24 protein-coding genes, 1 other RNA gene and 1 riboswitch are annotated in these 21,755 nt (G+C 67.4%); of the genes, 10 read left to right on the top strand and 15 right to left on the bottom strand.

From position 1 onward, the window contains the following. Positions 1-36 precede the first annotated feature (36 nt). The 5 genes from cobC to HWX39_RS29660 are packed head-to-tail and all read right to left on the bottom strand — an operon-like array spanning position 37 to position 4,290. A complete protein-coding gene (gene cobC / locus HWX39_RS29680; protein ID WP_175971257.1) occupies positions 37-621 on the bottom strand; it encodes an alpha-ribazole phosphatase in 585 nt (194 codons plus the stop codon). Beyond that, positions 606-1,382: an adenosylcobinamide-GDP ribazoletransferase gene (locus tag HWX39_RS29675; RefSeq protein WP_175971256.1), complete on the bottom strand. Its 777-nt coding sequence runs from the start codon at positions 1,380-1,382 to the stop codon at positions 606-608. Before HWX39_RS29675 ends, cobC begins: the two co-directional genes overlap by 16 nt. Continuing rightward, positions 1,372-2,427 (bottom strand): nicotinate-nucleotide--dimethylbenzimidazole phosphoribosyltransferase, encoded by a 1,056-nt coding sequence (gene cobT / locus HWX39_RS29670; RefSeq protein ID WP_175971255.1) that lies wholly within the window; start codon positions 2,425-2,427, stop codon positions 1,372-1,374. The genes HWX39_RS29675 and cobT overlap by 11 nt, the downstream gene beginning before the upstream one ends. Positions 2,428-2,479: 52 nt before the next feature. Further along, positions 2,480-3,295: an ABC transporter ATP-binding protein gene (locus HWX39_RS29665; RefSeq protein ID WP_175971254.1), complete on the bottom strand. Its 816-nt coding sequence runs from the start codon at positions 3,293-3,295 to the stop codon at positions 2,480-2,482. Beyond that, positions 3,292-4,290 carry an iron ABC transporter permease gene (locus HWX39_RS29660; protein WP_175971253.1) on the bottom strand — a complete coding sequence of 333 codons (999 nt, stop codon included), beginning with the start codon at positions 4,288-4,290 and terminating at the stop codon, positions 3,292-3,294. The genes HWX39_RS29665 and HWX39_RS29660 overlap by 4 nt, the downstream gene beginning before the upstream one ends. A 158-nt stretch (positions 4,291-4,448) precedes the next feature. Beyond that, positions 4,449-4,700: riboswitch (cobalamin riboswitch) on the bottom strand. Positions 4,701-4,854: 154 nt separating this feature from the next. On the opposite strand from HWX39_RS29660, the gene HWX39_RS29655 reads away from it, so the two are divergent. From HWX39_RS29655 to HWX39_RS29635, 5 genes are all read left to right on the top strand, one after another. Beyond that, entirely contained in the window at positions 4,855-5,205 is a 351-nt protein-coding gene (locus tag HWX39_RS29655; RefSeq protein ID WP_166961172.1) for an ATPase, read from the top strand. Next, a complete protein-coding gene (locus HWX39_RS29650) occupies positions 5,202-5,516 on the top strand; it encodes a cell division protein ZapA (protein WP_011352906.1) in 315 nt (104 codons plus the stop codon). The genes HWX39_RS29655 and HWX39_RS29650 overlap by 4 nt, the downstream gene beginning before the upstream one ends. A gap of 81 nt (positions 5,517-5,597) precedes the next feature. Continuing rightward, positions 5,598-5,779, top strand: a non-coding RNA gene (ssrS, locus tag HWX39_RS29645) — 6S RNA. A gap of 71 nt (positions 5,780-5,850) precedes the next feature. Then, positions 5,851-6,312 carry an EVE domain-containing protein gene (locus HWX39_RS29640; protein ID WP_175971252.1) on the top strand — a complete coding sequence of 154 codons (462 nt, stop codon included), beginning with the start codon at positions 5,851-5,853 and terminating at the stop codon, positions 6,310-6,312. Between the two features lie 181 nt (positions 6,313-6,493). After that, a complete protein-coding gene (locus HWX39_RS29635; protein ID WP_174941592.1) occupies positions 6,494-7,234 on the top strand; it encodes an SIMPL domain-containing protein in 741 nt (246 codons plus the stop codon). A 111-nt stretch (positions 7,235-7,345) separates the two neighbouring features. Here HWX39_RS29635 and lgt read toward each other — a convergent pair whose 3' ends face one another. Together lgt and HWX39_RS29625 are read right to left on the bottom strand one after the other, a co-directional pair. Next, entirely contained in the window at positions 7,346-8,236 is an 891-nt protein-coding gene (lgt, locus tag HWX39_RS29630) for a prolipoprotein diacylglyceryl transferase (RefSeq protein ID WP_175971251.1), read from the bottom strand. A gap of 89 nt (positions 8,237-8,325) precedes the next feature. Further along, positions 8,326-9,240 carry a LysR substrate-binding domain-containing protein gene (locus HWX39_RS29625; RefSeq protein WP_175971250.1) on the bottom strand — a complete coding sequence of 305 codons (915 nt, stop codon included), beginning with the start codon at positions 9,238-9,240 and terminating at the stop codon, positions 8,326-8,328. Positions 9,241-9,375: 135 nt separating this feature from the next. On the opposite strand from HWX39_RS29625, the gene ilvD reads away from it, so the two are divergent. Both ilvD and HWX39_RS29615 read left to right on the top strand, forming a co-directional pair. Next, positions 9,376-11,049 carry a dihydroxy-acid dehydratase gene (gene ilvD, locus HWX39_RS29620; RefSeq protein WP_175971249.1) on the top strand — a complete coding sequence of 558 codons (1,674 nt, stop codon included), beginning with the start codon at positions 9,376-9,378 and terminating at the stop codon, positions 11,047-11,049. 126 nt (positions 11,050-11,175) lie between these two features. Continuing rightward, positions 11,176-11,502: a c-type cytochrome gene (locus tag HWX39_RS29615; RefSeq protein WP_175971248.1), complete on the top strand. Its 327-nt coding sequence runs from the start codon at positions 11,176-11,178 to the stop codon at positions 11,500-11,502. 142 nt (positions 11,503-11,644) lie between these two features. On the opposite strand, the gene HWX39_RS29610 is transcribed toward HWX39_RS29615, so the two are convergent. Genes HWX39_RS29610 through HWX39_RS29600 form a run of 3 tightly spaced genes read right to left on the bottom strand, consistent with a single transcriptional unit; the run spans position 11,645 to position 14,400 of the window. Beyond that, positions 11,645-12,412 (bottom strand): DUF2486 family protein, encoded by a 768-nt coding sequence (locus HWX39_RS29610; RefSeq protein ID WP_175971247.1) that lies wholly within the window; start codon positions 12,410-12,412, stop codon positions 11,645-11,647. A 25-nt stretch (positions 12,413-12,437) separates the two neighbouring features. Next, positions 12,438-12,854 (bottom strand): DNA polymerase III subunit chi, encoded by a 417-nt coding sequence (locus tag HWX39_RS29605; RefSeq protein WP_175971246.1) that lies wholly within the window; start codon positions 12,852-12,854, stop codon positions 12,438-12,440. Between the two features lie 34 nt (positions 12,855-12,888). Then, positions 12,889-14,400, bottom strand: coding sequence for a leucyl aminopeptidase (locus tag HWX39_RS29600; RefSeq protein WP_175971245.1), 1,512 nt, complete (start codon positions 14,398-14,400; stop codon positions 12,889-12,891). A 122-nt stretch (positions 14,401-14,522) separates the two neighbouring features. Here HWX39_RS29600 and lptF point away from each other — a divergent pair, with 122 nt between their 5' ends. From lptF to HWX39_RS29585, 3 genes are read left to right on the top strand one after another with little or no spacing between them, the layout of a single operon-like run. Further along, positions 14,523-15,614, top strand: coding sequence for an LPS export ABC transporter permease LptF (lptF, locus tag HWX39_RS29595; protein ID WP_175971244.1), 1,092 nt, complete (start codon positions 14,523-14,525; stop codon positions 15,612-15,614). A 3-nt stretch (positions 15,615-15,617) separates the two neighbouring features. Next, complete coding sequence (gene lptG, locus HWX39_RS29590) at positions 15,618-16,766, top strand: LPS export ABC transporter permease LptG (RefSeq protein WP_175971243.1); 1,149 nt, start codon at positions 15,618-15,620, stop codon at positions 16,764-16,766. Positions 16,767-16,793: 27 nt separating this feature from the next. After that, a complete protein-coding gene (locus tag HWX39_RS29585) occupies positions 16,794-17,177 on the top strand; it encodes a CbiX/SirB N-terminal domain-containing protein (protein WP_175971242.1) in 384 nt (127 codons plus the stop codon). 81 nt (positions 17,178-17,258) lie between these two features. On the opposite strand, the gene cobA is transcribed toward HWX39_RS29585, so the two are convergent. The 5 genes from cobA to HWX39_RS29560 all read right to left on the bottom strand — a co-directional run bounded on the left by cobA (position 17,259) and on the right by HWX39_RS29560 (position 21,742). Continuing rightward, positions 17,259-18,008, bottom strand: coding sequence for a uroporphyrinogen-III C-methyltransferase (cobA, locus tag HWX39_RS29580; RefSeq protein WP_175971241.1), 750 nt, complete (start codon positions 18,006-18,008; stop codon positions 17,259-17,261). Between the two features lie 70 nt (positions 18,009-18,078). Next, entirely contained in the window at positions 18,079-19,395 is a 1,317-nt protein-coding gene (locus HWX39_RS29575; RefSeq protein WP_175971240.1) for a sulfate adenylyltransferase subunit 1, read from the bottom strand. Positions 19,396-19,417: 22 nt separating this feature from the next. Beyond that, positions 19,418-20,380, bottom strand: coding sequence for a sulfate adenylyltransferase subunit CysD (gene cysD / locus HWX39_RS29570; RefSeq protein ID WP_175971239.1), 963 nt, complete (start codon positions 20,378-20,380; stop codon positions 19,418-19,420). A 76-nt stretch (positions 20,381-20,456) separates the two neighbouring features. Further along, positions 20,457-21,203, bottom strand: a complete 747-nt coding sequence (locus HWX39_RS29565) for a phosphoadenylyl-sulfate reductase (protein WP_175971238.1) — start codon at positions 21,201-21,203, stop codon at positions 20,457-20,459. Next, a complete protein-coding gene (locus tag HWX39_RS29560; RefSeq protein ID WP_175971237.1) occupies positions 21,200-21,742 on the bottom strand; it encodes a DUF934 domain-containing protein in 543 nt (180 codons plus the stop codon). The genes HWX39_RS29565 and HWX39_RS29560 overlap by 4 nt, the downstream gene beginning before the upstream one ends. Between the last annotated feature and the right edge of the window lie 13 nt (positions 21,743-21,755).

The following is a 21,755-nucleotide window of genomic DNA, read 5'->3' as shown; positions in this document are numbered from 1 at the left end:
GCGCGCTGCGCCGCTCGCACGCGGTTGCCAGCGCGCCTATTCGTCCCAGTGCACCGCTTCCCACATTCGCGTGGCGGCATCCGCGCGCAGCCAGACGACACCACCTGGCGGTACGGGTCGCGACAGCAACGTATCGAGCGGCACGCGCAGTACATGCGATGCAAAGGTACGAATCACGCCCGCATGCGTGACGACCCATTGCGGCCGGTCGAACTGCACCACTGCGTCGACCCGCCCCGCGACCCGCGCGGCAAATCGTGCAACGCTTTCGCCGCCATGCGTACGCGCATGCATCAGGTCCGCCGCCCACGCATCGAGCGCCGCGCGATCGATATCGTCCCAGCGCCGCATTTCCCACGCGCCGAAATCCATTTCCTGCCAGCCAGCGTCGCACCGTAATGGCACGCCGCACGCCTGCGCGAGCCGTTCGGCCACCGACGCGCAACGCGTCAGCGGGCTCGTCCAGACCTGTTCGGGAAGCGGCACGCGGAGTGCCGACAAATGCGCGCGCACGGCCTGCGTGCCGGCGTCGGCCGGTGCGGCGAGCGGCACGTCGCTGCGTCCGTAGCAGATGCCCGGCTCGACGCCGACGGCGGGATGACGGATCAGGACGACGTCCATCCGAGCACCACGAGGTAGATCGCCAGTTCGCACAGTTGCTGTGTGAAGCCGAGACAGTCGCCCGTATAGCCGCCGATCCGCTTCACGAAATAGCGGGCGGCCCACGCGCGCACCAGCACGAGCGCACCGCATGCGGCGACGCCCATGCGCCAGTCGGGCCAGAACAGCCAGGGCAATCCGAATAGCGCCGCGACGCACGCCGCGCGTGTGCCCATCCGTTGCGCAACCGGTTTCGCCTTGCCTTCGGGCCGCACGTAGTCGAGCGTCATCAGCAGGCTCACCGCCGCCGCGCGGCTCGCCGCATGGGCGGCGATCATCGTCCACGCGGCACGCAACGGCAGCAGGGACGCAAGCGCCTGCCATTTCACGCCAAGCGAGATCACGAGCGCGACTGCGCCGAACGTACCGATCCGCGAGTCGTGCATGATGCGCAGCACGTCGTCGCGCGTATAGCCGCCGCCGAATGCATCGCAGCTGTCGGCCAGGCCGTCCTCGTGAAAGGCGCCCGTTGCGAGCAGCGTCGCGGCCATCGACAACCCGACCGCGATCGACGGCGGCAGCACGCGCAACGCAGCGAGATAGACGAGCGCGCCCCATGCGCCGACCGCTGCGCCGACGAGCGGGAAATAACGCGCGGCCTGGTCGAGATCGCCGGCTGCGTAGCCGATCGTGCGCGGCACGGGCACGCGGGTGAAATAGCCGAGCGCGACAAAGAAGTAACGCAGTTCAGCCCGCACGCCGCGCGCGCGATCAGGCGCCACGATTGTCGACGCCGGCGGATTCGAAGCTCGCCATCTCGGTGAGGAATGCGGCAGCCGCACGCACGAGCGGCAGCGCGAGCGCCGCACCCGTGCCTTCGCCAAGCCGCAGGTCGAGCGCGAGCAGCGGCTTCGCGCCGAAATGCTCGAGCATGCGCCGGTGCCCGGCCTCGTGCGACGTATGCGAGAACACGCAGTAGTCGCGCACGCCCGGCACGATGCGCTCGGCGACGAGCAGCGCGGCCGTCGCGATGAAGCCGTCGACGAGAATCGTCATCCGCTCGCTCGCGGCCGCGAGATAGGCGCCCGTCATCATCGCGATCTCGAAGCCGCCGAACGTCGCGAGCACATCGAGCGGCGCAATCGCGTGCGAGTGCTTGACGAGCGCGCGTCCGAGCACCGCACGCTTGTGCGCGAGGCCCTGGTCGTCGAGGCCCGTGCCGCGCCCGACGCACGCGTCGATCGGCACGCTGAGCAGGCGGCTCATCAGGCACGCGGCCGACGACGTGTTCGCGATTCCCATCTCGCCGAAGCCGATCACGTTCGTGCCGAGCGACGCATGCAGGCGCACGCGCGCCGCGCCGGCCGCGAGCGCCGTCATAGCCTCGTCGCGCGTCATCGCCGGCTCCGCCGCGAAGTTGCGCGTGCCGCGCGCGACCGGCAGCGACACCAGCCGGTCGGACAGCGGCAGCGGCGACGCGACGCCCGCATCGACGATCTCCAGCGTGCTCTGCGCGACGCCCGAGAACGCGTTGATCGCCGCCCCGCCGGCGAGGAAGTTCGCGACCATCTGCGCGGTCACCGCTTGCGGATAAGGACTCACGCCCTCGGCGGCAATCCCGTGATCGCCGGCAAACACGATCATCACGGGACGCCGCACGACCGGCCGTTCCGTGTGCTGGATCAGACCGATCTGCAGCGCGATCGCCTCGAGCTGGCCGAGGCTGCCGGGCGGCTTGGTCTTGTGGTCGATCACGTGCTGCAGGCGCTTGCGCAGCACGTCGTCGAGCGGTGCGATCGCGGGCGGGAAGTGGGTTGGGGTCGTCATCGAAGTGCCGGGTCGTTGGCGCGGTGTGCGCCGCGCATCGGATAAGAAAAGGTCATTGTCGCTCGGGCCATGCGGGCAGCAGCGCATCGCGGCCGTTCTCGCGGATCAGCACGAGCGGATAACCGAACGCATCGCTCGCGCGCTCCGGCGTCAGCACGTCGTGCACGGGGCCGGCCCACGCATGGCCGCGGCCGTCGAGCAACAGCGCATGCGTCGCGAAACGCCGCGCGAGATTCAGATCATGGCACGAGAACAGCACCGTGCGCGGGCCTGCGTCGAGCCATGCGGCCAGCGCGGTCAGGCAATCGATCTGGTGATGCAGGTCGAGATGCGCGAGCGGCTCGTCGAGCAGCATCAACGGCGCGTCCTGGCACAGCGTCGCGGCCAGCGCGACGCGCTGCCGCTCGCCGCCCGACAGCGACAGCACGTCGCGAGAAGCGAGCGCGGTCAGGTCGAATGTCGCCAGCGCGTCGCGCGCGGCCGCGCGGTCGCCGTCGCGCTCCCATCCCCAGCCGCCGAGGTACGGAAAGCGGTTGAGCAGCACCGTGTCGAAGACGGTCGCGCTGAAGGCGTCGTGCAGTTGCTGCGGCATCAGCGCGCGACGCTGCGCGAGTTGCCCGGGTGGCCATGCGGCAAGCGGGCGGCCGCCGATCTCGACGTGTCCGCCGGCCGGCGGCTGCAGCCCGGCGAGGGTCGCGAGCAGCGTCGTCTTGCCCGCGCCGTTGGGTCCGGCGACGCACCAGATCTCGCCGGGACGGAATGCCCGGGTAAAGCCGTCGAGCAGCGTGCGCGCACCGGCCTTCAGCGTCAGGCCGACGGCCGCGTAGTTCATGTCGCCGGCAGTGGCATGCAGTGCGGCCCCCGTCATCGCATCGGCCTCCTCAACAACATCCACAGGAACACCGGCACGCCGATCAGCGCGGTCATCACGCCGACCGGCAGTTGCGCGGGCGCGATCACGGTACGTGCGAGCAGGTCGGCCGCCATCACGCCGCCGCCGCCCGCGAGCATCGCGGCCGGCAGCAGCATGCGCTGGTCATTGCCGAAGGCGAGCCGCAGCGCATGCGGCACGACGAGGCCGACGAAACCGATCGTGCCGGCCGTCGTCACCGCGGCCGCGGCGGCCAGCGACGCGACGAGATAGATCCGCACGCGCAGGCGCGCAACGGGCACGCCGAGCGCGAGCGCGGTCGCGTCGCCGCGCAGCAGCACGTTCAGTTGCGGCGCGGCCGGCAGCGCGACGCATGCGGCCAGCAACAGCGCCCCCCACGCGAACCACGGCGTGGTCACGCCGTTCAGGTCGCCGGTCAGCCAGAAGATGATCCCGCGCAGCCGTGCATCGGGCGCGAGCGACAGCAGCAGCGTGACGAGTGCGCCCCACCCCGCCGCGATCACGACGCCCGTGAGCAGCAGCCGCGGCGACGCATCGCGCGCTTCGCCGCGCCACAGCTCGCGGCGTGCGAGACCGAGCACGAGCGCGACCGACACGAGCGAGCCGGCGAACGCCGACGCATCGACGAGCCACCACGCGCCGCCCGCGATCATCGCGACGAGCGCGAAGCCGGCCGCGCCACCCGACACGCCGAGTACGTACGGTTCCGCGAGCGGATTGCGCAACAGCACCTGCAGCAGTGCACCGGCCAGCGCGAGCAGCGCGCCGCATGCGAAGCCGGCGAGCGCGCGCGGCAGGCGCAACGTGCGGACGATATCGGCGAACAGCGCGTCGCCGCCATGCGGCACGAGCGACGCGAGCGCCTGCCAGGGCGACATCGGCACGCTGCCGATCGACAGCGACGCGACGAACAGCAACGCGACCGCCGCAGCCAGCGCGGCCCAGATCGCGGTGGCGCGCGCGGCGCTCATGCCGCGCGCGGCGCTGCACACGACGTGCGGCGCCCCCGCTTGCGGCCGCTGGCCGGTCGTGACGTGAGCGCCGCGCGGACGATTGGGGTCAGCATCGAAGAAGATTCCGTGAAGCGTTGCGCGCCCCGCCTCCCCGCAGGCCGCGCGTCACGAAGCCCGTGCGGGCTCCCCGTCTCGGCCGGTATCCGGGCTGGCGGCGGTCCGGCTCGCCTTCCCGCGCAATGACGCGCAGTGGCCCGCGTCCGCATGCAAGACTTGCACGCGAAACGCGCCCGAGCCGGCCTGCGTCACGGGACGCGGCCGCTTACCGTTGCGGGGGCAGCGCAGGTTGGCAGGCTTCCGGCGCCCGCGCCCTGCTTCCCGTTTAACCGCGCGTTCCACGCGCGAGCACCGAGGCGGCGCCAGTTTAGGAGCGGGTCGCGCGAGCGTCAAGGAAGCGTCCGGACGTGCACGGGACGCGCCGATTCGCGGCAAGAAGCAGGGGTGTTACGACTGGAAACGTTACAGATGTCGGATTGCGCGTTATTCCGCGCTAAAATGCTGGGTCTTTAGAGGACGCAGCAAATGCTCAACGAACTCGAAACCCTATCTCAAAATATTGGCCGTCTGATTTCGCTGAACAAGCGCTATCACTCGGAACGGCTCGCGCTCGAGGAGCAGGTCGCGCAATTGCGCGCGGATGCGGACACTGTCCGCGCGGAACTCGCGCAACTGCGCGACGAACGCAATGCACTTGCGGCCGAACGTGACACGCTGTCGGCAAAGATCGACGACGCCCAGGTGAAACTGAACGCGATTCTCGAAAAGCTGCCGCGCTCGAAAAGTGCGGAGCAAGCCGACAACCAGCTCGACCTGCTGGATGGGCAGGCGCGTACGGATGGCGATGACGCGGCCAGCCACGGAGAACATGCATGAGCACCAAGCAGATCGAAGTCTCGATTCTCGGTCAGGCCTATCGGCTCGCCTGCTCGGCCGAGACCGAAGCGGCACTGCTCGAAGCGGTCGCGCGCGTCGATGCCGAAATGTCGAAAATCCGCTCGAACAGCTCGGTACGCGGCACCGATCGCATCGCCGTGATGGCGGCGCTGTCGCTCGCGTCCGAATTGCTGCGGCTGCAAACGAGCGTGCGGCACGGTGAAGCATTTCCGGCGGAGGAAATCCGTCGTACAATGCACCAGATGAATGAACAGCTCGGCGCGGTGCTCGCACAGCACGAGACGCAGTAACGTTTCAATCGATGCGTCGATTCCCCTTGATCTCGGCGATCAACGGTGGTCAAATTGGCGCATCGAATCACAGTTCAGTCAGCTTCCCTGCCTGGTTCGCCAAGGTCATATATTCCTTGAACCAATGCCATGTGCACGGTTGCGGAAATTTGTAGCACGGGCGCGCGCGTCACTCTGTCTGATGTACCCGAAGTGCTGCTAACTGCGACCAATTCTGAACCTCAGGTTCAGGATGCCGGCCTAGCGGCCAAGGCGGGGGCCTATCCAACGGCATCGGGCGAAGCCCGGTGCCGTTTTCTTTTGTAGCAGCCTCTTTCTGCGTCGATCACGATCCATGCAATACTGGCTGATGAAGTCCGAACCGGACGAAGCAAGCATCGACGATCTCGCCAACGCACCGCAGCGCTTGCTGCCGTGGACGGGCGTGCGTAACTATCAGGCGCGCAATTTCATGCGCGACACGATGAAGATCGGCGACGGCGTGCTGTTCTATCATTCGAGCTGCCCCGAGCCGGGCATCGCGGGTCTCGCCGAAGTGTCGTCGACGCCCTACCCCGACCCCACGCAGTTCGATCCGAAAAGCCCCTATTACGACCCGAAGTCGACTCAGGAAGCACCGCGCTGGCTGCTCGTCGACGTGCGCTACGTGAAAAAAACGCCGCTCGTGCCGCTTGCCGCGCTGCGCGAACACGACGAACTCGCCGACATGCGCGTGCTCGCACGCGGCAACCGGCTGTCGATCACGCCTGTCACGCGCGCCGAATGGCGCTTCATCACCGAAAAGCTGATGAAGTAGGCACACGCCAAAGGTCAAATCTGGTCAGTACGCGCCGCCGCCACGGAACTCGCGGCACTGTCGCGCGGCCTAAGCAACCGCTGTCGCGCCGATCAGGCCGGCCGTCGTTTTTTCGTCGCGCGGTACGCCCGCGTCGTGCACGCGCGATCCGCGTGCACGCCCTCGCACAAGGAGTCCAACAATGACCAAGAAATCCGCACTCGCGCTGTCGCTCGCCCTTGCCGCCGCCGTTCCCGTCGCGCTGACGCTCGCGTCGACCACCGCGCACGCGCAAACCGCGAACCCGCACTTTCCGGAGCCGGCAGGCGTGCTGTCGCTGTCGTCGCAGGCCAGCGCCGACGTGCCGCAGGACATCATCCACATCACGCTGTTCTACGAGCAGCAAGCCAAGGATCCGGGCAGCCTCACCGCGCAGTTGAACCAGCGCGCCGACGCAGCGCTGTCGCAGGCGAAGGGCGTATCGGGCGTCACCGCACACACGGGCGCATTCTCCGTGTACCCGAGCACCGATCGCGACGGCAAGATTTCCGCGTGGCGCGGCCGCACCGAAGTCGCACTCGAATCGCGCGATTTCGCTGCAGCGTCGAAGCTCGCGGGCCAGCTGTCGAACCTGATGCAGGTCGCGAACGTCGAGTTCTCGCTGTCCCCCGAAGCGCAGCGCGCGGCCGAACAGAAGCTGACGACCGAGGCGATCAAGTCGTTCCGCGCCCGCGCGGACGAAGCCGCGAAGGCATTCGGTTACAGCAGCTACACGATCCGCGACGTGAACGTCGGCGGTGGCCGCAACGTGCAGCCGTACCCGCGCATGATGGCGATGGCCGCCGCGCCGATGGACAGCGCAAAGATGAGCGCACCGATCGCGGTCGAAGGCGGCAAGGCCACCGTATCGGTCACCGTCAACGGCTCCGTGCAGATGAAGTAACGCGCAGCACACGGCAGTCCGAAATGAAAAACGCCGGCCCTCGGGCCGGCGTTTTTCATTTGCGCGCGTGTTGTCGATGCACGCGCCGATCGCACGTGCATCGGCATCGCATCATGCAGCGGCATGCGCCGCGCGACGGCGATACGCCCAGACCATCAGTGCGACGCCCCCGAGGATCATCGGCAGCGACAGCCACTGCCCCATCGACAGGCCGAGCGCAAGCAGGCCGAGGAAGTCGTCGGGCTCGCGAGCGAACTCGACCGTGAAGCGTGCGAGCCCGTAGCCGATCAGGAACAGCGCGGACACGGCGCCCATCGGCCGCGACTTGCGCGAGAAGAAGAACAGCGCGAAGAACAGCGCGATGCCTTCGAGCGCAATTTCATAGAGCTGCGAAGGATGTCGCGGCAGCATCTGGTACTGCATGAACACGTCGGCGAGATGCCATTTCTCGACGAGTTCCGGATGCTTCGGCAACCATGCCGCATCGTCGCGCATCGCACCCGGGAACAGCATCGCCCACGGTGCGGAAGGATCGGTCACGCGGCCCCACAGTTCGCCGTTGATGAAGTTGCCGAGCCGCCCGGCCGCGAGCCCGGTCGGCACCATCGGCGCGACGAAATCGGTGACCTGCAACCAGTGGCGCTTGCGCTGCCACGCGAACAGCATCATCGCGAGCGTCACGCCGAGGAAGCCGCCGTGAAACGACATGCCGCCTTCCCACACCTTGAACACGTCGAGCGGATGCGAGAAATAGAAATCGGCCTTGTAGAACAGCACATAGCCGAGCCGGCCGCCGAGCACGGTGCCGAGCACGCCGTAGAACATCATGTCGTCGATGTCCTTCGCGGTCCAGCCTTGTGCCGCGACGTGCGGCAACTTCAGCCGGATCCGGCCGACGACGATCGCCGCGATGAAGCCGACGAGATACATGAGCCCGTACCAGCGCACGGCCAGCGGCCCGAGATGGATCGCAACGGGGTCGAAATTCGGGTGAATGATCATGGGTTAGCGAAGAAGTTTTCGAATGCGGTACGGCCGTCGCAAACGCGCGGCGCCGCGCTTTGGACGGCACCGGCGCGCCATCGTTCACGTCACGTGACGAGGGCGTGCGCGCGCACGACGTCGATGAAGCCGGCCAGCACGGGGCTCACGTCGCCGGTGCGCCACACGAGGCCCGTCTCGACGACCGGCGCGTGACCGGCGAGCGGCCGGTAGACCACGCCGGTGCGCCGCAGGTTACGCAGCGATTGCGGCACCAGTGCGACGCCCATGCCGGCCGACACGAGGCTGACGATCGTCTGCATCTGGATCGCCTCCTGGCCGATGTGCGGAGTTTCCCCCGCCGCGCCGTAGCAGCCCGTAATGATGTCATAAAAGCCGGGCGCCAAACGACGCGGAAAGATCACGAGCGGCAACGCGGCGATCTCGGCGAGACGGACGGGCTCGTCTTCCGGCGCATCGCTCGCCGCGGCCGGCATCGCCACCACCAACGGCTCGCGCACGACGGGCAGGTACGACAGCCCGGCCGCGTGGCGTGGCGGCACGGGCGGAATGACGAGCCCCGCGTCGATGTGGCCCGCGACGAGTTCGTCGATCTGCACGTCGCTCGTCGCCTCCGCGAGTTGCAGCCGCACCTGCGGATAGCGCGCGCCGAATGCGCGCAGCAGCGCAGGCAGCAGCCCGTAATCGGCGGTCGACACGAACGCGAGCGACAGCGAGCCGGCCTCGCCGCGCGCGAGCCGTCGCGCAAGCGGCGGCAACGCATCGGCCGATGCAAGCAGCCGGCGCACGTCGGGCAGCAGCGCCGCCCCGACCGCGGTCAGCGCCACCGAGCGCTTGGTGCGCGCGAACAGCGCGACGCCGAGCGCATCCTCGAGCGCACGGATCGCCTGTGACAGCGGCGGCTGCGTCATCGACAGGCGTTCGGCCGCGCGGCCGAAATGACGCTCGTCGGCGACGGTCACGAAATAGCGCCACTGGCGCAGGTCGGGCGTCGGATCAGCCATGCGTTATTCATTCGGAAAACAACTTAGTAAGCGACAAATAATATATTGGACATCCCAATCCGGAAACTCCATTCTTGATTGATCCGAACCGGCGCGCCGCTCACCGGCATCGCCCAGACAACGATGGAGTCCCCCATGGCTTACAACCGTCGCTCGAAGCACATCACGCAAGGCGTGGCCCGATCGCCGAACCGCTCGATGTATTACGCACTCGGCTACCAGAAGGACGATTTCGACAAGCCGATGATCGGCATCGCGAACGGCCATTCGACGATCACGCCGTGCAATTCCGGCCTGCAGCGCCTGTCGGACGCGGCCGTCGCGGCCGTGAAGGCCGCCGACGCGAACCCGCAGATCTTCGGCACGCCGACGATTTCGGACGGCATGTCGATGGGTACCGAAGGCATGAAGTACTCGCTCGTGTCGCGCGAGGTAATCGCCGACTGCATCGAGACCTGCGTGCAGGGCCAATGGATGGACGGCGTGGTCGTCGTCGGCGGCTGCGACAAGAACATGCCGGGCGGCATGATCGCGCTCGCGCGCCTGAACGTGCCGGGCATCTACGTGTACGGCGGCACGATCCGCCCCGGCAACTGGAAAGGCCGGGACCTGACGATCGTGTCGTCGTTCGAGGCCGTCGGCGAGTTCACCGCGGGCCGGATGTCGCAGGAGGATTTCGAAGGCGTCGAGCAGAACGCATGCCCGACGTCGGGGTCGTGCGGCGGGATGTACACCGCGAACACGATGAGTTCGTCGTTCGAGGCGCTCGGGATGTCGCTGCTGTACTCGTCGACGATGGCGAACCCCGACCAGGAGAAGGTCGATTCGGCCGCCGAATCGGCACGCGTGCTCGTCGAGGCCGTGAAGCGCGACCTGAAGCCGCGCGACATCATCACGAAGGCGTCGATCGAGAACGCGGTGTCGGTGATCATGGCGACGGGCGGCTCGACCAACGCGGTGCTGCACTACCTCGCGATCGCGCACGCGGCCGAGGTCGACTGGACGATCGAGGACTTCGAGCGCATCCGCAAGCGCGTGCCCGTGATCTGCGACCTGAAGCCGTCGGGGAAGTACGTCGCGACCGACCTGCACCGGGCCGGCGGGATTCCGCAGGTGCTGAAGATCCTGCTCGACGCGGGGCTGCTGCACGGCGACTGCATGACGATCACCGGCCGCACGATCGCCGACGAACTGAAGGACGTGCCGAGCGTGCCGCGCGCGGACCAGGACGTGATCTTCCCGATCGACCGCGCGCTGTACAAGGAAGGCCACCTTGCCATCCTGAAAGGCAATCTCGCGGAAGACGGCGCGGTCGCGAAGATCACCGGCCTGAAGAACCCGGTGATCACGGGCCCGGCACGGGTGTTCGACGACGAGCAGAGCGCGATGGATGCGATTCTCGGCGACCGGATCCGTGCCGGAGACATCCTCGTGCTGCGCTACCTCGGCCCGAAGGGCGGCCCCGGCATGCCGGAAATGCTCGCGCCGACGTCGGCGATCATCGGCAAGGGGCTCGGCGAATCGGTCGGCTTCATCACGGACGGCCGCTTCTCGGGCGGAACCTGGGGCATGGTGGTCGGCCACGTCGCGCCCGAGGCGTTCGTCGGCGGCACGATCGCGCTCGTGCAGGAAGGCGACTCGATCACGATCGATGCGCACCGGCTGCTGCTGCAGTTGAACGTCGACGATGCCGAGCTCGCGCGCCGTCGCGCCGCGTGGAAACAGCCGGCGCCGCGCTATACGCGTGGCGTGCTCGCGAAATTCGCGGCCCTCGCCCGGCCCGCGAACCAGGGCGCCGTCACGGGTTGATACGGGTGCATCAAAAAATGTGACCCCAATAAACATGGCCGCCCGGGAACGCGCAAAACGCGCCTTCCCTTTGCTTTTATAATGCGCGGACCATGTAGCCGGCCGCTCCCGCCGGCGGAGAACCGCATGAAACACTCGATATTGCGCGTCCTGCTCGCCACGCTGACGATCGGCAGCGCGGCGGCGGCGCGCGCCGACCAGGTCGACGGGCTCGCGCTTGCCCAGCGCAAGAACTGCATGGCCTGCCACGCGATCGGCAAGCCGCTGATGGGGCCGTCGTTCCGCGACATCGCCGGCAAGTACACGGCGCGCGGCGACGCCGTCGATTACCTTGCCCAGTCGATCGTGAAAGGCAGCGTCGGCGTATGGGGCAGCGTGCCGATGCCCGCCAATACGCAATTGACGAACACGGAAGCCCACACGCTCGCGCAATGGGTGCTGTCGGTGCGCTGAACCGGACGGCCCGGGCGGAATAGCCGACCTGCCGGATTCCGCCACCTGCCGGGCACGCCCCGGCTACCCGTGAAGTGTCGCCAGTCGCTTCATCGGCTTTGACTGAAATCGCACCCTGTTTTCCACAGGGACGTCCGTGCGCTTAGCCGGAATGACCGGTGCGGCGGCGTGCGATCTCTTCGTCGACCGCGTCGCGGACCCAGTCCATCACCTCGGTTTCCAGCGCAAGTGCCACTTCGCGCGTGATCTGGCCGACCAGCCAGGCCGAATGCTCATGCAACGCGTCGCGACAGCGGGCTTCGATGGCATCGCGCCCTTCCCCCGTCAGATAGTTCGTCAGGCGATTGCGCAGGCGCTCGGCGATGTGCTGGGCATCTTCCGGCGTCAGCCCGGCTGCGGCCTGCGTATCCGGCTGCGCCGCAGCGGCCGGTACGACGGCTTCGGGCATGTGTGCTGCACGCGCGTGCCCCACCGCCTCGTGCGCCACCGCCTCATGCGGCACCGCGGCGAACACGGGTTGCGGCACGTCATTTCCGGCCAGCGACGATTGCAGCGGCGCACTCATTGCCGCCGAATCTTCGGCGACCACATGCTCCGCGGCGCCGGGTTCGGCCGGCGCATCGGTTTCACCCATCGCCGCGGCGGTTCTCGTCACGTCGCCCGGCAGTTCGACCGCCGGCACGTGCGGCGTCGGCACGCGTTCGACCACGACGGAATCGGGATCACGTTCACTTTGCGAGGCATCGGCCAGTGCCGCTGCGTGCGGCGCGACCGCGTCGGTGAGCACCGGAATCGCCGCGCTGGCGGGCGGCCGCGGTGCGTCGGGCGCGGGCACGCGCGCCGGCACCGGCTTGCCCGGCACCAGCACGTCGGTCAGCGTCGGGATCGAGGATGAATCGACTTCTGTCACGGGAACACTCCGTTGACGGTTGCGGCTAGCTGCCCTGCTTGTAGTTGTTCAGCGCGTATCCGCGGTCGCGATAGAACCGGTAGCGGTCGCGGCCCGCGGCCAGCTCGTCCGGCGCATTGCCGACCACCTCGAGCAGGCGCTCGAAGCGGGCGAACTGCGCGGGCACGGTCGCACCGAGGTTCAGCAGCACGTGATGATGCGGCGCGCGGTCGAGATCCGCGGCCAGCACGATCGGCGTGCCGGCTGCGTGCTCGCTGTCGACACCGCAATGCGGGATGAAATCGAGCGGCGAGAACGTCCAGAGCCGCTCGTCGAGCGCGCGCAGGCGCGCGGGCTCGGCGAGCACGACGACCGGCTGCCCGGCCAGGTAGGCCTTGCGCAGCAGCCGGCACGCGTACGCGAGCGAATCGCCGACGTTCGAGTGGAAATCGATCCGCGTCATTGCCCGCGTACCCGCAGCGTCGTCAACACCGCCATCACTGGCCGGCGCGGTCGATCAGGAACTGCGCGAGCAGCGGCACTGGACGGCCCGTCGCGCCCTTCGCCGCCCCCCCCTTCCACGCGGTGCCCGCGATGTCGAGGTGGGCCCACGGATAGCTCTCGGTGAAGCGCGACAGGAAGCACGCGGCCGTCACGGCGCCGGCCGGGCGCCCGCCGATGTTCGCGAGATCCGCGAAATTCGACTTCAGCTGATCCTGGTACTCGTCGTCGAGCGGCATGCGCCACGCCGGGTCGTTCGCTTCGCGCGACGCGTCGAGCAGTTCGCCCGCGAGCGCGTCGTCCGTCGAGAACAGGCCGCTGTTGTGGCCGCCCAGCGCGATCACGCATGCGCCCGTCAGCGTGGCAACGTCGATCACGGCGGCCGGCTTGAAGCGCTCGGCATACGTGAGCGCGTCGCACAGGATCAGACGGCCTTCGGCGTCGGTGTTCAGCACCTCGATCGTCAGGCCCTTCATGCTCGTGACGATGTCGCCCGGCTTCGTCGCGTTGCCGCCCGGCATGTTCTCGCAGGTCGGCACGATCGCGACGACGTTGATCTTCAGGCCCATCTCGGCGACCGCACGCATCGTGCCGAGCACCGAGCCGGCGCCGCACATGTCGTACTTCATCTCGTCCATGCCCTCGCCCGGCTTCAGCGAGATGCCGCCCGTGTCGAACGTGATGCCCTTGCCGACCAGCACGACCGGCGCGGCCTTCGCGGCGGCGCCCTGGTAGTGCAGCACGATGAACTGCGGCGGCTCGACCGATGCGCGCGCGACCGACAGGAACGAGCCCATCTTCAGCGCCTGGATCTGCTTGAGCCCGAGCACCTCTGCCTTCAGGCCCCAATCCTTCGCGATCTTCTTCGCGGTATTGCCGAGGTAGGTCGGCGTGCAGACGTTGCCCGGCAGGTTGCCGAGGTCGCGGGTGAGATCCATCCCGTTCGCGAGCGCGACGGCCTGCTTGACCGCGACCTTCGCGGCCTTTTCGTCGGACGGATCGACGCTGAACACGACGCGCTTGAGCGTGTGCGACGCCGGTTCCGGCTTGCTCTTCATCTGCGTGAAGCGGTAGGTCTCGTTGCGCAGCGCGAGAATCGCCGCGCGCACGCCCCAGTCGGAGCTGCGCTCGTCGACCGGCAGTTGCGCGAGCGTGAACGTGACCTGGACGACCTTGGTCGCCAGCAGCGCGCGCCATGCGGCCGTCGCGGCATCGTTATAGGCTTTCTGGTTGAAAGCATCCTGCTTGCCGAGGCCGACGAGCAGCACACGCGACGCGCCGATACCCGACACTTCGTGCAGGAACAACGTCTTGCCGCGCTTGCCGTCCATGTCGCCGGCCTTCACCACGCGCGAGATCAGCCCCTTGGTGGCCGTGTCGATGTCGAGCGCCGCGCCCGAAAGGGTCTGCGCCTCGAAGATGCCGAGCACGATGCAGTCGGACTTCCCGGTCAGGAACCCCTTCGCCTCGCCTTTGCTCCAATCACAGCCTTTTATGCTAAAGTCCATCGCGCTTGTCCTCGGATAAAATCTGGGCTAAGGATGAAAGCCGCAATTATCCGCTATTTTTCCCGTGGCGGCGCGAGCGCTCCACCACGCGTGCGCAGCCTCCCGCCCTCTTCTCATCAAGAATGATCTTCGAACGCTCCCTCCAGCGCGAGCTTGCGTATACGGCTGGCGCCGTGTTCATGGTGCTGCTCACGATCATGCTCACGACGATGATGATCCGCATCGTCGGCTACGCCGCGTCCGGTGAAATCGATCCGCGGGACGTCCTCGTGCTGATCGGCCTCACCGTGATCGGCTACCTCGCCGTGATGCTCGTCGTCACGCTGTTCGTGTCGATCCTGTTCGTGCTGACCCGGTGGTACCGGGACTCCGAAATGGTCGTGTGGCTCGCGTCGGGCGTGAGCCTCACGCGCCTCATCAAGCCGATCGGCGTATTCGCCACGCCGATCATCCTGCTGATCGCCTTCTTCGCGTTCGTCGGCTGGCCGTGGTCGAACCAGCAAAGCAAGATGATCAAGGCACGCTTCCAGCAGCGCGACGAGATCTCGCTGCTCGCGCCGGGCCAGTTCCGCGAGTCGGCCGCGAACCACCGCGTGTTCTTCATCGAGAAGATGACGCCCGACCAGAGCAAGGTGCAGAACGTATTCGTGACCTCGACCGAGAACGGCAAGGTCAACGTGGTCGTGTCGCAGACGGGGCACACGGAAACACGCGACGGCAGCCGCTTCGTCGTCCTGGAGGACGGCCGCCGCTACGACGGCACGCCCGGCCAGCCGAACTTCAAGATCATGGAGTTCGAGCGCTATGGCGTGAAGATCACGAGCACGCCGGTCACCAACGTGCCGACCACCAACAGCACACCGACGCCGGACCTGCTGCGCAACCCGACGCGCGACAATCTCGCGGAATTCGCGTGGCGCGCGGGGCTGCCGCTGATCGCGATCAACCTGATGGTGCTCGGCATCCCGCTGTCGTACCAGAACCCGCGCCGCAGCCGCACGATCAACCTCGTGATGGCCGTGCTGATCTACCTGACGTACTCGAACCTGCTGAACGTCGTGCAGGCGCAGATCGAGCAGGGCAAGCTGTCGTTCGGCGTCGGGCTCGTTGGCCTGCATCTGGTCGTCGCGGCAATCGTCGCGTTCATCTTCTGGTTGCGCGTGCGCAATCGTCCGCTGTTCACACGCGCGCTGTTCGGCCGCTCGGGAGCATGATCGATGCGGCTCTATGAAAAGTACTTCGCGCGGCAGATCTACGTCACGTTCGTCTTCATCCTGTTCGCGTTCTCGGGCCTGTTCTTCTTCTTCGACCTGATCAGCGAACTGAACTCGGTCGGGCACGGCAACTACAAGTTCGGCTACGCGGTGTTGCGTGTCGCGCTGCAGACACCGTCGCGCTTCTACGAAATCATCCCGGTCGCCGCGCTGATCAGTGCGATCTACGTGTTCGCGCAGATGGCCGCGAACTCGGAATTCACGATCTTCCGCGTGTCGGGCCTCGCGACCAACCAGGCGCTGCGCTCGCTCCTGAAGATCGGCGTGCCGCTCGTGATCGTCACCTACCTGATCGGCGAGTTCGTCGGCCCGTACGCCGACCAGCTGTCCGAGCGCGTGCGGCTGCAGGCGCTCGGCGCATCGGTGTCGTCGAATTTCCAGTCGGGCGTGTGGGTGAAGGACACGCTCGCGGCCCGTGAAAACGGCGAGCAGGTCACGCGCTTCGTCAACGTCGGCAGCCTGTCGCCCGATTCGACGATCACCAACGTGCGCATCTACGAATTCGATTCGAAATTCCAGCTGCGCAACGTGCGGATCGCGCAGACGGGCCGCTACGAGCCGCCCGGCCACTGGCTGTTGAAAGGCGTCAGCGAGACCGAGCTGACGCCGATCAAGCCGATCAGCGGCCAGCCGGCCGACGCGCTGAACCCCGTTTACCGGTCGCAGCAAGTATCGCTGCCCGAATACCGGTTGCGCTCGGACCTCACTCCGCAGATCCTGTCGGTGCTGCTCGTGTCGCCGGAGCGCATGTCGATCATCAACCTGTTCCGCTACATCCAGCACTTGCGCGAGAACCAGCAGGACACGCAGCGCTACGACATCGCGCTGTGGCGCAAGTTGCTGTATCCGTTCGCGGTGTTCGTGATGCTCGTGCTGTCGCTGCCGTTCGCGTACCTGCACACGCGTGCGGGCGTGGTCGGCGTGAAGGTGTTCGGCGGCATCATGCTCGGCATGAGCTTCCAGCTCCTCAATACGCTGTTCTCGCACATCGGCACGCTGAACACGTGGCCCGCGCCGCTCACCGCGGCGACGCCGGGCCTGATCTATCTCGCGCTCGGCCTGTTCGCACTCAAGTGGGTCGATCGGCACTGAGCGCCGCGTCACGACGGAGGCTTCGACATGAGTTCGCACGGCATCGTCCTGTTCGGCCACGGCGCCCGCGACCCGCGGTGGGCCGAGCCGTTCGAGCGGCTCGCCGCGCGGCTGCGCGGCGCCCCCTCCCCTGCTGCACACGTGTCGCTCGCGTTCCTCGAACTGATGACGCCGTCGCTCGGTGACGCGGTTGCCGCGCAGGTCGCGGCCGGCTGCTCGCACATCACCGTGGTGCCCGTGTTCTTCGGCCAGGGCGGCCATGTCCGCCGCGACCTGCCGCAGCTCGTCGACGCATGCCGCGTCGCGCATCCCGGTGTCGAGATCCGTTGCGCCACGGCCGTCGGCGAGGACGACGGCGTGCTCGACGCGATCGCGCGCTACTGCATCGACCAGATCGGCGACGGCGCGTAAGCCACGCATTCACGGCCCACAAAGAAAAAGCGCTGGCTTCCGCCAGCGCTTTTTTCGTTTGGGACTCCAGCCGGATTCCGCTCAGGCGGCATTCCGCAGTGGATCGCCGGCTTTTGCCTGCTCGGCGCGCTCGGCGAACGCATCGCCGATCATCAGCAGGCTCGGTTCCGAGGGATCGAGCCACGCCTGCGCGTCGCCCGCCGCCATCTGCGCGAGCGTCAGCGTCAGCGTGCGCTCGCGCGCGGTGCTGCACGCCTCGACGATCGCCACGGGCGTCGCCGGCGCACGGCCTGCGTCGATCAGCTCCTGCGCGATGCCGGGCGCGCTGTCGCGGCCCATGTAGTAGACGATCGAATCGGCGCGCGCGGCTTCGCGAATCTCGTCGCTGCCCGGCGCGCGGCTGTGCGTCGCGAACGCGACGCTGCGCGACACGCCGCGCAACGTCAGCGAACGCTTCAACGTCGCCGCCCCGGCCAGCGCCGCGGTGATGCCCGGCACGACCTCGTAGTCGATACCGGCCGCTTCCAGCGCGCGCATCTCCTCTTCGGCGCGACCGAACAGCATCGGGTCGCCGCCCTTCAACCGCACGACGCACGCATGCTCGCGTGCCGCATCGACGATCTGCTTGTTGATGAAGTGCTGCGCGGTCGAGCGCTGCCCGCAGCGCTTGCCGACCGCGATCTTGCGCGCATTCGGCGCGTAGTCGAGCATCGCGGGCTCGACGAGCGCGTCGTGCAGCACGACGTCCGCCTGCTCGAGCAGCCGCGCGCCGCGCACCGTGATGAGGTCGGCCGCGCCCGGCCCTGCTCCGATCAGATACACCTTGCCCATGTTTGTCGCTTCACCTTCCAGCAGGCGTCGGCTCCGGCCCGCGCCGCCGCAAAGCGGCGCGGTTGCCCGGTTACGCCGAGAACGCCCGGATCATCCCTGCGGCAACCGTGTGATGCGTCGCCTCGTCGATCAGCACGAACGCGCCGGTACCCGGATGCGCGTCGTACGTGTCGCAAACGATCGGCTTCTGCAGCGTCAGCGCGACGCGGCCGATGTCGTTCATCTTCAGCTCGTGACGGTCGGTCGCGTGCGACAGCGTATGCACGTCGAGCACCTGCTTGACCCCGCCGATCTTCGCGAACACCGTGCTGGTGGTCTGCTTCAGCAGGTACTTGCGCTGCGGCGACAACGGCGTCTCGTCGAACCAGCACAAATCGGCTTCGAGCTTCTTGGCCGGCTCGACCGGCTCGGCGGTCGTGACGAACATGTCGCCGCGCGACACGTCGACATCCTGTTCGAGACGGATCGTCACCGTCTGGCCTGCGAACGCTTGCGGGACGGACGCAGTGCCGCCCGGCACCGGCGCGACGATCTCGGCGATCGTCGCCGTGCGGTTCGACGGCAGCACGACGATCTCGTCGCCGACCTTCACTTCACCCGACTCGATACGGCCCATGTAGCCGCGGAAATCGTCGGCCGAGCTGCCGTCCTGGCGCGCGACCCATTGCACCGGGAAGCGCAGCGCGTCGTGCGCCTGCGTCTCGACCGGCAGCGATTCGAGCACGTCGAGCAGCGGCTCGCCCGCGTACCACGGCATGCGCTCGCTCGCGCCGACGATGTTGTCGCCCTTCAGCGCCGACACCGGCACGAAGCGCACGTCGGCGAGGCCGAGCTGCTTCGCGAGCGTGACGTACGCATCGCGGATCTCGTTGAAGCGCGCTTCGCTGTAGTCGACGAGATCCATCTTGTTGATCGCGACGATCACGTGCTGCAGCGCGAGCAGCTTGACGATCGCGCTGTGGCGCTTGGTCTGCGGCAGCAGGTCGGCCACGCCGTTCTCGACCGTCACGCGCGTCGCGTCGACCAGGATGATCGCCGCGTGCGCGGTCGATGCACCCGTCACCATGTTGCGCGTGTACTGCTCGTGGCCGGGCGTATCGGCGATGATGAACTTGCGCTTCGCGGTCGCGAAGTAGCGGTACGCGACGTCGATCGTGATGCCCTGCTCGCGCTCGGCTTCGAGACCGTCGGTCAGCAGCGCGAGGTCGAGCTCGTCGCCGACCGTGCGCTTGTTCTTCGCACGCGACAGCGCGGACAGCTGGTCGGACAGCACGGCCTTGCTGTCGTACAGCAGGCGGCCGATCAGCGTGCTCTTGCCGTCGTCGACGCTGCCCGCGGTAATGAAGCGCAGCACGCCGAGGTCTTCGTGATTTTCGATGATGCTCATGATGTGAATGTCCTCGTGTGCTTCAGAAATAACCTTGCTTCTTGCGCTGTTCCATCGCGGCTTCGGAGGTCTGGTCGTCCATCCGCGTTGCGCCGCGCTCGGTGATCTCGGTCACCGCCGTCTCGGCGATGATCTTCTCGACGTCGTCCGCGTCGCTCTCGACCGGGCACGTGCAGGAAATGTCGCCGACGGTGCGGAAGCGCACCTGGGCAACCTCGCTCGTCTCGCCGTCACGCATCGGCGTGAGCGGCGTGACGGGCACGAGCAGCCCGTTGCGGCGCACGATCTCGCGCTCGTGCGCGTAATAGATCGACGGCAGCTCGAGGTTCTCGCGCGCGATGTACTGCCACACGTCGAGCTCGGTCCAGTTCGAGATCGGGAACACGCGCAGGTGCTCGCCCTTGTGCAGGCGGGCGTTGTACAGGCTCCACAGTTCCGGGCGCTGTGCCTTCGGGTCCCACTGGCCGAATTCGTCGCGGAACGAGAAGATGCGCTCCTTCGCACGCGCCTTCTCTTCGTCGCGGCGCGCGCCGCCGATCAGCGCGGTGTAGCCGTGCTGCTCGATCGTCTCGAGCAGCGTGACGGCCTGCGCGGCATTGCGCGAATCGGTTTCGCGGCGCAGCACGACCGTGCCGCGCTTGATCGAATCCTCGACGTGGCCGACAACCAGCTCGGCGCCGAGTTCTTTCGCGCGGCGATCGCGGAAGTCGATCACTTCTTCGTAGTTGTGGCCCGTGTCGATGTGCACGAGCGGGAACGGCAGCGTCGTCTTGCGGTTCGCGCCGAGGCCGAATGCTTTCAGTGCCAGATGCAGCACGACGACCGAATCCTTGCCGCCCGAGAACAACAGCGCCGGCTTGCTGCATTCGGCGACCAGTTCGCGCAGGATGTGGATCGACTCGGCTTCGAGCCAGTCGAGGTGGCCCATGCGGCTGTCGGCACCGGCGGGCGGGGCAAAGGCGGATTGCTCGAGCGTCGTGCTCATGATTTCAGTCCTTCTCTTCTGGGTTCGTGCCGCCCGCTGTCGCAGGCGGCGCAATATTCAGTTTCTTGTCAGGCTTTCAGTGCGTGGCGCCGGCTTCCGCGGGAATCGGCGTGATCGTCGTGATGTGCAGCCCGCATTCCTTTGTATCGCGGGACTCCCACCACCAGCGGCCCGCGCGGCTGTCCTCGCCGGGACGGATCGCCCGCGTACACGGCTCGCAGCCGATGCTCGGGTAGCCGCGCGCATGCAGCGGGTTCACCGGCACGTCAAACGCTTTAAGGTACGCCCACACATCGCTCTCGGTCCAGTCAGCGAGCGGATTGTACTTCGCGATCCCGCGCGCTTCGTCCTGTTCTTCCTCGTGCAGCTCGGCACGCGTGACCGACTGCTCGCGGCGCTGGCCCGTGACCCATGCGCCGACGTCCGCGAGCGCGCGATTCAGCAGCTCGACCTTGCGGATGTGGCAGCACGACTTGCGCAGTTCGACGCTCTCGTAGAACGCGTTCAGGCCATGCTCCGCAACATACTGGTCAACCGCATCCTGCTGCGGATGGAACTGCTCGATCTCGTAGCCGTAGCGCTCGCGCACGCGGTCGATCATGCCGAGCGTTTCCGCGTGCAGGCGGCCCGTGTTCAGCGAGAAGATGCCGATTCGCACGCCCTTCGACAGGATCGCATGCGTGAGCAGCATGTCTTCCGCGGCAAGGCTGCTCGCGAATTTCACCTTCTCGTGACGTGCGCCGATCTGCGCGAGCAGCGCGTCGAGGCGCTCGACCTTCGCGGCGAGTTCCGGCGTCAGCGTGGTAGCGGTCGCGGCGCTCATGCGTTCACCTCGGCGTCGGCCGCGGCAGCGCGGCGGCGAAACAGCGGCGCCGGCTCGTCGAACGCGCCCTGGTAGCGCTGCGTGAATTCCGTGAACGCATTCAGCGCGTCGTGGATGTCCTTGTCGGCGCGCACCGCGAATGCGTCGAAGCCGCAGCGCGACATGTACAGCAACTGGTCGCGCAGCACGTCGCCGATCGCGCGCAGCTCGCCCGTCCAGCCGTGGCGCTCGCGCAGCAGGCGCGCGATGCTGTAGCCGCGGCCGTCCGCGAAGCGCGGGAAGTCGACGGCAACCAGCGAAATCGCGCCGAAATCGGCCGCGAGATCGGCCGGCTCGCTGTCCGGTGCGAGCCACACGCCGAGCTCGTCCTGCGTCTTCGCGGCGACGAGCTCGGCGCGCTCGGCCTGCCACAATGCGAGCGGCACCAGCACCTTGCCGGCCGGCAACGCGTCGACCGCGGGCAGTGCGCCGTCTTCCGCCGCGCGCACGACCTGCCATGCATCGTCGATCACTGCACGGTTCTTGATAATCGAAGCCATCTGCTAATTCCTT

The sequence above is a fragment of the Burkholderia sp. BCC0322 genome (genome assembly GCF_902833045.1).
Lineage (GTDB): Bacteria > Pseudomonadota > Gammaproteobacteria > Burkholderiales > Burkholderiaceae > Burkholderia.
Note: the sequence above shows the minus strand (reverse complement) of the source record. Positions and strands in the feature narration are given on the sequence as shown.